Genomic DNA, 11,298 nt, shown 5'->3' with positions numbered 1-11,298 from the left:
GGTACCGCACAGTAGGCCCGTGTCGTGACGTATGCCACGTCCGACACGCCTGGCCCGGCGGACTCGGCCGCGATCACGCGGGAGCCGGTCGAGCGGACCGCCCTAGAGTGGAGCGGTGCGTAACGATCGCAGTGGTTCCGGCGAGTCCGTGGCACCCGCCTCGCCCGAGCCGCCGATCCCGTCGGGGTCGCCGGGCCGGTCCAGAGATGCGATGACCACCCAATCGCGCCGCAGTATCCGCAACGCGGTCCTCGGACTCGTCGCGGTGTGCGCGGTGCTGGCCATCTCCTATCTCGTTCCCCTTCCCTCGGTCGGCAGTGTGCGCGCCTGGGGCGAGAATCTCGGGCCCGCCTTCGTCTGGGTGTTCTTCGGCGCCTACGTGGTATGCACGGCACTGCCGATCCCCCGCACCATCTTCACCGTCATGTCGGGGATCTTCTTCGGTCCCGTCGTCGGCGTGATCGGCGCGATGATCTCGGCAACCCTGGCGGCGTACCTGGCGTTCCGGGTGGCCCGTGGTGTCGGGCGGTCCCGCATTCAGCCATTCCTGCAGCGGCCGGTGATGCGAGCGGTCGAGTACCGGCTGGCCGCGCGCGGCTGGCTGGCCGTCGGGTCGCTGCGGCTGATCCCGGTCTGTCCGTTCTGGCTGCTGAACTACTGCGCGGGACTCTCCTCGGTGCGCACCGGCCCCTACCTGCTGGCGAGTGTGACGTGCATGGCCCCGGGAACCGTGGCGGTCGTGCTTCTCGGCGACGCGCTGACCGGTCGACAGAACCCGTGGTTGCTGGCTCTGAGCGCCACGTTCTTCGCGATCGGGGTCATCGGGCTCGTCGTCGACGTGCGGACACCCCTTCGGCCATCAACTTCTCAAACTTGATTTATCCATATCAAGTCATTTTGCTTGATATACCGATGACAAGTCCTCATACTTGTGGCATGAGGCACCACGGGCCGCGGGGTCCCCGCAACCGCAGTCGCCGCAACCGCCCTGTCGGTGGCGGGTGATCTGCTGTGTTCGTGATGACGATCGACCAGCGCCGGAGCCGGACGGACCGCGACCGCGTTCCCGACCTGCTCACCGCCGTTGCCGACACCCCGGTCCTCCGACCCTTCGACCGCACCGCAGGCGACGAGGTCCAGGCCGTACTCACCGACCCGGACGCCGTCGTCGCCGTCACCCTGCTGCTGGCCGACGAGGGACATTGGAGCATCGGCATCGGCATCGGCGACGTCGAGACACCGCTCCCTGCGCAGACCCGGGCGGGCCGCGGTGAGGCGTTCGAACATGCGCGGGCCGCGGTGGAAGCGGCCAAGGCCGCGCGGCCACCGCTGGCGGTGCGCGGAGCGTCCCGGTGGGCCGAACACGCCGACACCGCTCTGCGTCTGCTCACCGAGATCGTGATCACCCGCTCGGCCGCGGGCCGGGAGGCCGTGTCGCTGGTCCGTGGCGGCCTGCGACAGACCGCGGCGGCCGAAGAGCTCGGCATCACCCCGCAGGCCATGTCGCAGCGATTGCGGGCGGCGCGCTGGGAACTGGAGTCGCCCACGCGAGATCTCGTCGCCGATCTCCTCGCCCGCGCCGACCGACCCGCCGAGTACCCCCGATGACCGCCACCGCCATCACGGTGCTCATCGTGATCGCCGCGCTCCCCGGGGCGGCGATGGCGCTGCACCGTCGGCTCGGCAACCGCGAGTGGATCGATCCGGCGTCGAGCGTCGTCTCGTTGCTGCTCGCATCGGTGGCCGCACTGTGCGCGTGGTCCGGTACCGCACCGACCACCCACGCCGTGTCCGTCATCGGATCCCTCGCGGCCACCACGGCCGCGGTCACCGCCGGCGGCGCCATCGTCCGATCGGTACTCATCGCCGGAGGCGTCACCAGGGCCCCGGCCCCCAGCGCACCGCCCGCGGGCCGGCCGGACGAACCCGAGTCCGGTCCGCTGCGTGGTGGCCGGGTGATCGGATACCTCGAACGGCTCGCCGTCGTCGGGACCCTGCTGCTCGGTTGGCCGGAGGGGCTGGCGATCATCCTCGCGGTCAAGAGCCTGGCCCGGTTTCCGGAACTACGCGCGCCGCATGCCAGCGAGCAGTTCATCATGGGCACCTTCGCCTCGGTGCTGTGGGCGTGCGGGATGGCCGGGGTGGGGCACCTCCTGGCCGTGTGACCGCGGCCGGCACGGTCCGATAAGTCGGGCTGGTCGGTTTCTCGAGCCCGAAATATCAAGCGTTGAGCGGACTCTCAGCTGATTGACGGCGAGGTGCCAGTTCCGGGACGCACACTGGCGCGAGTGGGTTCGCACACGTACGGACACGGCGTTTCGTTGCTCGACGGCTGGCTGCCGCTGACCATCGAGATCGTCGCCATCGTCCTCTTGGTCCTGGTCATCGCACGCCGGTCGCGACGATGGTGGCTGCTCTGGATTCCGGTGAGCGTCGGAGTCGGCGCACTGACGGTGTGGGCCGCATACGAATACTGGTCCTCAGAGGGTATGTCCTCCGACCCCGCGCCGCAGCTCTTGTGGTGGTGGATAGGCGCGCTGGGCGCCGCGGTGGCGCTGGTCGTCGTCGGTGCACGTCGCACCCAGTGGTGGCGCCGGGTGGCATCGGTGTTGTCGGTGATCGCCGTGCTCGCGGCGGCGGCGCTCAGTGTGAACCAGTGGGTCGGCTACTTCCCGACCGTTCAGGAGGCGTGGGCGCAACTGACTGCCGGACCGCTGCCCGACCAGATCGACAACTCGACGCTGGCCGCCGATCGCAACACCGTGCAGACCACCGGCAAGGTGGTCTCCATCGACACCGGTTCGGCGCACAGCGATTTCGCCCATCGCACCGAATACGTCTATCTGCCACCCGCGTGGTTCGCCGGCCCCACCCCGCCGACCCTTCCGGTCGTGATGATGATCAGCGGCGAATTCAACACTCCCGCCGACTGGATGCGCACCGGACATGCCGTCCAGATCATCGACGCCTACGCGCGGACACATCACGGACAGGCTCCGATCCTGGTGTTCCCGGATGTGGGCGGAAGCTTCAACAACGACACCGAATGCGTCAACGGGCCCCGCGGCAACGTCGCCACACATCTGACCGACGAGGTCCGTCCGGCGGTGATCTCGCAGTTCCACGCATCGCCTGCCGCCGCCAACTGGGGCGTGGTCGGCTGGTCGATGGGCGGCACCTGCGCGGTGGACCTGGTGACCATGCACCCCGATGAATTCACCTCGTTCGAGGACATCGCCGGCGACGCCGCCCCCAACTCCGGCACCACGAGCCAGACGGTCAGCCGGCTCTTCGGGGGCAGCACCACGGCCTACGCCGACTTCGACCCGGCGACGGTCATGGCGCGGCACGGTCGCTACACCGGGGTCTCGGGGTGGTTCGACGAATCCTCCGGCGGCGGCTGGGGTCCCGGCGGTCCGGGACAGCACGGCGGAGACCACTCGGGACAGGGCGGCCGGGGCCAGGGGCAGTGGGGTCAAGGACAAGGGGGCCAGAGACAAGGGGGCCAGGGACAAGGGGGCCAGGGACACGGGAATCAGGGCAAGTGGGGTGGCCCGGGCCAGGGTGGCACCGGACTCGGTGGCCGCGACGGCGGTGGGCACATCACCCCGGGGTCGGAGCTGACCGCGGCACGAACGCTGTGCACCGACGGTGAAAAAGTGGGCATCACCTGTTCGATCCATCTGCAATCGGGCGGGCACACATGGCAATTCGCCGAGCAGGCCTTCACCGACGCGCTGCCCACCATGGCCGCCGAGATCGGGGTACCCGACGCCGGTCCGGTCCCGGCGACCACGACACACACGCCCTCGGGCACCGCACCGAGTGCCCCGTCGGCGTCGGTGAACGCGATGTCCGCACCCTCGTCCTCGCCACCGGCGTGAGACCCCGCCCGGCGTGGAGCCGGACGACGCGGACCTACGAGCTCGGCTCGACGGTGTCGGTCGGGGCGGCCGATTCGACCGCGGGTGCCGCCGCGAATCCCGGTGCCGCGTCGAGCGCTCCCGACGAGGTGGTGTCGGCGGGGATGGAGCGACGAGTGGCCGCACGCAGCGGAGCATCGGGTTCGACGGGCTGACGGGCAACCGCCTCGGCCTCGGCAACCGCACGCGCCACCCGCGGGTCGGTGGTCATGTCGAACCAGCCCTCGGTGTCGGATTCGTCGACGTCGGCCGGGATGTCGTCGGCGGGCTCGTAGCGGAACACCCCGTCGTCGCCCTTGACGCCGAACGACTTCGCGAATCCCTGGAGGGCCGAACCGAAGTCGGTCGGCAACACCCACACCTTGCTGGCTTCGCCCTTGGCCATCTCGGGGATCTGTTGCAGGTACTGATAGGCGAGGATCTCCGGTGTCGGCTTGCTCGCCTTGACCGCGGCGAAGGTCTTCTGGATCGCCTTGGCCTCACCCTGCGCCTTGAGGTAGGTCGCCGCGCGATCGCCCTGGGCACGCAGGATGCGGGACTGCCGCTCGGCCTCGGCGGAGAGGATCGCGGCCTGCTTGGCACCCTCGGCGGACAGGATCTGGCTCTGCTTGGCACCCTCGGCGGTCTTGATCGCCGACTCGCGCTGTCCCTCCGCGGCCAGGATGGTCGCGCGCTTCTCACGGTCGGCCTTCATCTGCTTTTCCATCGATTCCTGGATCGACGGCGGCGGCATGATCGACTTGAGCTCGACGCGCGCCACGCGCAGTCCCCATCGCCCGGTCGCCTCGTCGAGTACGCCGCGCAACTGGCCGTTGATCGAGTCCCTCGACGTCAGCGTCTCCTCGAGGGTCATGCCACCGACCACGTTGCGCAGTGTGGTGATGGTCAGCTGCTCGACGCCGGCGATGTAGTCGTCGATCTCGTAGACCGCCGACCGCGGATTGGTGACCTGGAAGTAGACGACGGTGTCGATCGACAGGGTGAGGTTGTCCTCGGTGATGACCGGCTGCGGGGGGAAGGACACCACGCGTTCGCGGATGTCGACGCGCGCCCGGATCCGGTCGATGAACGGCACCAGCAGGGTCAACTGCCCCGACACGGTACGGGTGTAGCGCCCCAGGCGTTCGATCACCGCCGCCTCCGCCTGCGGGATGAGGGCCACCGATTTCGCGAGGGTGACCACCACCAACACGATCACCAGGACGGCCACCACCAAGCCGATGTACTCCACGACCCTCACCCCTTCCATACGACGGCGGTCGCGCCGTCGATCTGCATCACGGTCACCTGTTCGCCCGGTTCGAAATGATCGCCGGGGGTCATCGCGCGGGCGGACCACTCCTCGCCGTCGATCTTCACCCGGCCGCGGTGTTCGTCGACGGACGCGAGGACCGTGGCGTGCTTGCCCTCGAGCGCCTCGACGTTGGTCAGCAATGCCGGTCGGGACATCAGATGCCGTTTGGCCACCGGCCGCACGAATGCCAGCAACGCGACCGCAACCACCGCGAACACCACCACGTCCACCCAGATGGGTGGTGAGACAAAGAAATCCACACCCGTGGCGGCGAGCGCGCCACCACCGAGCATGAGCAGCACCAGATCTCCGCTGACCATCTCGCCGATCAGCAGCACGATCACGGCCACCAGCCAGATCAGGGTGCTCATGGGTCCAGTCTGCCAGAATCGCCACCGGGGCAGCGGCGATCCGGACCGCGCCCGAGTCCCCGGAGCGATCGCCGACTCAGCCGTCGCCGTCCGCGGCGGTCACGAAATCGATGAGTTCCTCGACCGAGCGCAACAGATCCACCTCGAGGTCACGGACGTCGGCGACCTTCGACAGCACCCGACGCCAGCCGTCTTGTGGTGTGCCCCAGCCCAATCGGGTACACACCCCGGCCTTCCACTCCTCCCCGCGCGGCACCGTCGGCCAGGCCCGGATGCCCACGGAGGACGGTTTGACCGCTTCCCAGACATCGATGAACCGATGCCCACGAACGAGGACGTGCTCCCCCACATCCGCGGTCAGGCGCTCCTCCTTGGAACCGGCAACGAGGTGGTCGACCAACACACCCGCTCGGCGATGGGCGGCAGGCCCGAAATCGGCGAGTACGGCGTCGAGGTTGTCGAGGCCGTCGAGCCCCACGACCACCACCCCCTCGGCGCGCAGATCCGATCCCCAGACGCGTTCGAGAAGAGTGGCGTCGTGCACGCCCTCGACGAAGATCCGGCTCGCACGGGCCGTGCGGGCGCGCGCCGCGGGCGCCACCCGTGATCCCGACGCGGTGCGCTGCGCCGCGACCGGACCCCGGGTGCGCGGTCGGACCAGGGTCACCGGCGAACCGTCGATGAGGAACGCCGCGGGATGCATGACGAAGACCCGCGTACGCCCGTGGCGGTCCTCGAGCCGTACCAGGTCGCCGGCATAGCTCTTCTCGAGTCCGACGACGGCGCCGCAGAATCCGCTGGCCGCGTCCTCGACGACCAGGTCTCGCTCTGCCGCCACCTCTGGGGTGCGGGGCGCGGCGCGGCGCGGCGCCGCCAGTACATCTCGTCCGTAACGATCGTCGGTCACACCCGTCACGCTAACCAACTCCCGCCCCAGACCGGCGAAAGCCACGCCGGGCGCCGATGTGCGAACCGGAAGGTATCGTGGACGACCTATGACCAGTATCGACCATGTCCTGCAACACGCCTGGCCGGCCAGCGCCCTGGGCGCGTGGTCTGCGGCGTGGATCGCCGGACGCTGCTCCCCCGACGACGTCGTCGACACCCTCGCCGGATCCGCCGATCTGCACGTCCTCGACGACCGGACGGGCACGCCCGACCCGACCCCGGCCGGTGTTCTGGGAATGCTCACCCTGCTCCGCGACGCCGGACGCCTCTCGGTCCGGCTCCCCAGCGCCGGTGACCCGCAGGGCCTCCCGCCCGACGAGGCCACCACCGCCGCCTTCGCCGCCGGCGAGGTCCTGTTGATCGACGACGGCGCCGCGACGCCGCTGGCACTGATCCCGACCGAACACGACGGCTCCTGCCGCTGGCGGGCGATGCGCTACCGATCGGAGGTGCCAAGCGGGGCATCCGGGCTCGCCGGCGACATCGAATACGAACTGCGACAGGCAATCTCGACGACAGCCGAGCTGATCACGAAGATCGGTGGCCGGACGGCGACGATGCCCGTCGATCTGCGCGGAACGCTGCGCGCACAGACCCACCGCCACCTCGTCGAGGTGCCACCACACGACGACATGCGTGCGACACGCATGATCGAGACCGCGGCACAGGTCGAGTCGATCGCGATCCTCGCCGGCGAGGCCGGAGCCGGATTCGGGGCAACCGCCGCACAGTGGTCATCCGGCGATGGGGAGCTGCGGCGGCTGGTCGGTCTCGCCCATGCCGCGCGCGCCGCCGCGGTGAACCGGATCATCGCCGAATTCCTCGGCACCACGTGGTGATCGGCGGTCGCCGACGATCCACATCCCCGGTGAGGGTGATCGCCCCCCGCCGTCAGCGGCGGGTCGGGCGGGCCACCGGGACACAGCAGCGGTCCCGGCAGATCGCCCCGTTGTCCCCGCACCCCATCGGCGGCTCGCCCGCCGGAGTGGTTGCAGCACCGGCATGGCGGTCATCGGCAAGGTGGTCGTCGACGAGATCGGCGATCAGGGACACGAAACGCGCGTCGGTACCCACGGTGTCGGCGCGGACGTAGTCCATTCCCAGACGCCGCGCGGTATCGGCCGCCTCGTTGTCGAGATCCCAGATCACCTCGAGATGATCGGAGATGAAACCCACCGGGTAGACGATGACCTGCGTGATGCCCTGTTCGGCCAGTGTTTCGAGATGATCGCAGATGTCCGGGCTCAACCAGGGCACCTGCGGCGGCCCCGACCGCGACTGCCATACCTGGTCGTGGTCGTCGAAACCGGCTGCCCGCGCAACCATCTCGGCCGCGCGAGCCACCTGATGCGAATACAGGTGGCCGCCGTCGGCGGCGGGCCCGGAGTTCGCGTCGGCGGCGCTCGGCACCGAATGTGCCGTGCACACCAGACGCGGCGGGCGTGACGCGGGCGGAAGGAGGGCCGCCGCACGCGCGACCGCGTCACGGCCGGCCGCCACCATCGCCGGATGATCCCAATACTGTGGGAGTTTGCGCAGCAGAACGGGATCCGACGATGCGGCCGCGGGTCGGCGGCGCGAGAGCTCGGTCACCGCGTGCTCGATGTCCTCGTGGTACTGCCGACAACCGGAATAGCCGCCCCAGGCCGACGTCGGGAACACCAGAATCCGCCGATGACCCGCGTCGTACATCTCGGTGACGGTGTCGGCGATCATCGGATGCCAGTTGCGGTTACCGAAGAAGACCGGCAGCCCCTCGTGCCCGCGACGGTCCAACTCGGCACGCAGGGCCGCGATCATGTCGAGATTGAGCCGGTTGATCGGTGACACACCACCGAAGTGCAGGTAATGCTGCGCCACCGCCTCGAGGCGCTCCCGGGGCACACCACGCCCTCGGGTGACGTTCTCCAGGAAGGGGATCACGTCGTCGGGCCCGTCGGGCCCCCCGAAGGACAGGAACAGCACGGAGTCGAACGGCCGGCGCTCGCCGGTGCGATCGACGTCCCCGCGTTCGGGCGCGACGGTCACCGACACACGCTCACTTGATGAAGTCCTCAGGGAACCAGGTGTTGTGGCTCGCCCCGCCGTCGACGTAGACGATCGACCCGGTGGTGCCCGGCAGATAGTCGGAGAGCAGTGTGCACACACTGGTGCCCACCACGCCCGGATCGTTGACGTCCCAGCCGATCGGCGACGCACCGTTCCAGTACTCGTTGAGCATGTTCAGCTTCTTCGCATCATCCGTCGCGGTGCCCGAAATCGCCTTGGCAGCAAGCGTTTTAATGGGACCGGCCGCGACCAGATTGGACCGGATCCGCTTGGCGTAGCCAACCTCACGCGCCACATAACGGTTCACCGACTCCAGGGCGGCCTTGGCCACCCCCATCCAGTTGTAGTCGGGCATCGCGGTCCGCGGATCGAAGTCCATGCCGACGATCGAGCCGCGTTCGTTCATCACCGGCAGCACCGCGCGCGCGAGCGACGCGTAGCTCCACGCCGAGATCTCGAAGGCCTTGGACACGTCGGGGCCCGGGCCGTCGAGGAACGGCACGGCGTCGGGGCCCATCAGGGTTTTGGGCGCGAACGCGATCGAGTGCACCACTCCGTCGACGCCCTCGGGCGCGAGTTCACCGACCTTGTCGGCGAGTGCGGCGAGCGACTCCTCGTCGGTGACGTCGAGCGGGATCGCCGGCGGGACCTCCTGCGGTAGCCGCTTGGCGATGCGGTCGATCAGCCGCAATCGCTCCGGGATCCCGGTGATGATGACCTTCGCGCCCTGCTCCTGGGCGACCTTGGCGGTGTGGAAGGCGATGGAGGCATCGGTGATGATGCCGGTGACGAGGACGGTCTTGCCGTCCAGGATTCCGCTCACGGCGAGAACTCCTCTGCTGTGCGGGGTCGGGGGATTGGAGAAAATCGATGGTGGGAGAACGGATCCGGAGAGTCTAGTGGCCCATACCGAGACCGCCGTCGACGTTGATCACATTGCCGGTGACATAGGACGAGTCGTCGGAGGCCAGGAACGACACCACCGCGGCGACCTCCTCGGGCTGTCCCATCCGTTTGGCCGGGATCGCCTGGTCCACCGCGGTCTTGGTGTACTCCTCGGGCAGCGCTCGGGTCATGTCGGTGTCGATGAGCCCGGGAGCGACCACGTTCGCCGTGATGTTGCGGCCACCGAGTTCGCGGGTGACCGACCGTGCGAGGCCGATCACGCCGGCCTTCGACGAGGCGTAGTTGGCCTGGCCGGGGGTACCCATCAGACCGACGACCGAGCCGAGATAGATGAACCGTCCCCACCGTTTGCGCAGCATGTCGCGGGTGGCCGCCTTGGTCACCCGGAAGGCGCCGGTCAGGTTGGCGTTGATGACCTTCTCGAAGCTCTCGACACTCATTCGCATGAGCAGCGTGTCCTCGTTGATGCCGGCATTGGAGACGACCACCTCGACGGGCCCCTGATGGTCGGCGACCTCCTTGAACGCCCGATCCACCGAGTCGGTGTCGGTGACATCGCACACGACCCCGAACAACCCGTCGGGCACCCCGGAACCGCGATGGGTCACCGCGACCTTGTGCCCGTCGGCGAGCAGCCGCCGGGCCACGGCCAGACCGATTCCACGGTTGCCGCCGGTGACCAGTACCGATCGTGAGACCCGACCGGTGTCGGTCGATTCGTTGCTATCAGCCATGCGCCAAACCTATCGGTTGGATCGGTGTCACTTGCTGCCAGGTCGGCCCTGGGCGCGCACCCGCACACACCGACGCCTCCGGTGCACCGACTACGGCAGGCGCTGGTTGATGACCAGCGAGCCGATGACCGCGGCGATCGCGAGGATCGTGCCGGAGATGATCCAGGGTCGCGAGTTGTCGCCCTTGCGGATCTCGTAGCCGATGTCCTGCTGCAGCGATTCGTAGACCTTGTTGAGCTCGTCGAGACTCGACGCGGTGAAGAACCGGCCGCCGGAGAGGTTGGCGATCTGACGCAGGGTGTCGTCGTCGACGGGCACCGGTACCTGATCGCCGTCGAGATCCACGGTGCCGGTCGCGGTACCGAAGGAGATCGTGGACACCGGGATGTTCTCCTCCTTGGCCTTACGGGCCGCGGTGAAGGCGCCGCGCGGGTCGTCGGGGTCGTCGGGCACCGTCTCCTTGCCGTCGGAGAGCAACACGATGCGTGCCGGTGGCGCGCCGGAGTCACCGCCGAGGACGGCGTTGAGCGTCTGGATCTGCTGGATGGCCGCGAAGATGCCCTCACCGGTGGCCGTCTTGTCGGCCAGTTGCAGTTTGTCGACGGCGGATTTGGTCGCACCGTGATCCGGTGTGGGCGTGACGAGATTCGACGCCGTCCCGGCGAACGAGATCAGGCCCAGGTTGATGCCGTCGGTGAGGTCGTCGGCGAATTTCTTCGCCGCGGCCTGCGCCGCCTTGAGCCGCGTCGGCGCGACGTCGGTCGACTCCATGGATCGCGAGACGTCCATGACCAGGATGACGGTGGCCTTGTTGCGCGGCACCTTGCGATCGGCCTGCGGTCCGGCCGCGGCGACGACGAGCAGGAGCAACGCGACGATCAGCAGGGCGATCGGGGCGTGGCGGGCCCATCGTGTCCAGCGACCATCGGGCGTGGTGACCCGGTCGAGGACCTCGGTGTTGGCGAACTGCAGGGTTCGCCTGCGACGAGCCCGGAGGATGTAGACATAGCAGGCGACGACGCCGGCCACGAGCAGGGCGAGCAACAGCCACCAGGGGTTGGAGAACACTCCGT

12 protein-coding genes are annotated in these 11,298 nt (G+C 68.8%); 5 read left to right on the top strand and 7 right to left on the bottom strand.

The features are described 5' to 3' along the window. Nucleotides 1-211: 211 nt before the first annotated feature. From AC5ZH6_RS12445 to AC5ZH6_RS12430, 4 genes are all read left to right on the top strand, one after another. Nucleotides 212-877, top strand: a complete 666-nt coding sequence (locus AC5ZH6_RS12445) for a TVP38/TMEM64 family protein (RefSeq protein ID WP_006370111.1) — start codon at nucleotides 212-214, stop codon at nucleotides 875-877. A 134-nt stretch (nucleotides 878-1,011) separates the two neighbouring features. Beyond that, on the top strand, nucleotides 1,012-1,608 hold the full coding sequence (locus AC5ZH6_RS12440) for a hypothetical protein (RefSeq protein WP_288337556.1): 597 nt from the start codon (nucleotides 1,012-1,014) through the stop codon (nucleotides 1,606-1,608). Beyond that, nucleotides 1,605-2,165 carry a hypothetical protein gene (locus AC5ZH6_RS12435; protein ID WP_020171374.1) on the top strand — a complete coding sequence of 187 codons (561 nt, stop codon included), beginning with the start codon at nucleotides 1,605-1,607 and terminating at the stop codon, nucleotides 2,163-2,165. Before AC5ZH6_RS12440 ends, AC5ZH6_RS12435 begins: the two co-directional genes overlap by 4 nt. 123 nt (nucleotides 2,166-2,288) lie before the next feature. Further along, nucleotides 2,289-3,884: an alpha/beta hydrolase gene (locus AC5ZH6_RS12430; protein WP_288337555.1), complete on the top strand. Its 1,596-nt coding sequence runs from the start codon at nucleotides 2,289-2,291 to the stop codon at nucleotides 3,882-3,884. Nucleotides 3,885-3,918: 34 nt separating this feature from the next. Here the strand turns inward: AC5ZH6_RS12430 and AC5ZH6_RS12425 are convergent, their stop codons facing one another. The 3 genes from AC5ZH6_RS12425 to AC5ZH6_RS12415 form a co-directional block, all read right to left on the bottom strand. Beyond that, nucleotides 3,919-5,172 (bottom strand): SPFH domain-containing protein, encoded by a 1,254-nt coding sequence (locus AC5ZH6_RS12425; RefSeq protein ID WP_496169066.1) that lies wholly within the window; start codon nucleotides 5,170-5,172, stop codon nucleotides 3,919-3,921. Next, nucleotides 5,160-5,588, bottom strand: coding sequence for an NfeD family protein (locus AC5ZH6_RS12420; RefSeq protein ID WP_006370106.1), 429 nt, complete (start codon nucleotides 5,586-5,588; stop codon nucleotides 5,160-5,162). Before AC5ZH6_RS12420 ends, AC5ZH6_RS12425 begins: the two co-directional genes overlap by 13 nt. 76 nt (nucleotides 5,589-5,664) lie before the next feature. Beyond that, the gene (locus AC5ZH6_RS12415; RefSeq protein ID WP_288337553.1) at nucleotides 5,665-6,504 is read right to left on the bottom strand and encodes a DUF3097 family protein; all 840 of its coding nucleotides are present in this window, start codon (nucleotides 6,502-6,504) and stop codon (nucleotides 5,665-5,667) included. A gap of 79 nt (nucleotides 6,505-6,583) precedes the next feature. On the opposite strand from AC5ZH6_RS12415, the gene AC5ZH6_RS12410 reads away from it, so the two are divergent. Then, complete coding sequence (locus tag AC5ZH6_RS12410) at nucleotides 6,584-7,375, top strand: Rv1486c family protein (RefSeq protein ID WP_288337552.1); 792 nt, start codon at nucleotides 6,584-6,586, stop codon at nucleotides 7,373-7,375. Nucleotides 7,376-7,427: 52 nt separating this feature from the next. Here AC5ZH6_RS12410 and AC5ZH6_RS12405 read toward each other — a convergent pair whose 3' ends face one another. From AC5ZH6_RS12405 to AC5ZH6_RS12390, 4 genes are all read right to left on the bottom strand, one after another. Further along, entirely contained in the window at nucleotides 7,428-8,570 is a 1,143-nt protein-coding gene (locus AC5ZH6_RS12405) for a ferrochelatase (protein ID WP_288337551.1), read from the bottom strand. 4 nt (nucleotides 8,571-8,574) lie between these two features. Then, nucleotides 8,575-9,408: an NADH-dependent enoyl-ACP reductase InhA gene (gene inhA / locus AC5ZH6_RS12400; RefSeq protein WP_006370102.1), complete on the bottom strand. Its 834-nt coding sequence runs from the start codon at nucleotides 9,406-9,408 to the stop codon at nucleotides 8,575-8,577. A gap of 73 nt (nucleotides 9,409-9,481) precedes the next feature. Further along, the gene (gene fabG1 / locus AC5ZH6_RS12395) at nucleotides 9,482-10,225 is read right to left on the bottom strand and encodes a 3-oxoacyl-ACP reductase FabG1 (protein ID WP_288337550.1); all 744 of its coding nucleotides are present in this window, start codon (nucleotides 10,223-10,225) and stop codon (nucleotides 9,482-9,484) included. A 90-nt stretch (nucleotides 10,226-10,315) separates the two neighbouring features. Further along, nucleotides 10,316-11,293, bottom strand: coding sequence for a VWA domain-containing protein (locus AC5ZH6_RS12390; protein WP_006370100.1), 978 nt, complete (start codon nucleotides 11,291-11,293; stop codon nucleotides 10,316-10,318). Nucleotides 11,294-11,298: the final 5 nt, after the last annotated feature.

The sequence above is a fragment of the Gordonia sp. YC-XJ4 genome (assembly GCF_059511865.1).
The sequence above is the reverse complement of the archived record's forward strand: the minus strand, read 5'-3'. Positions and strand labels throughout refer to the sequence as shown.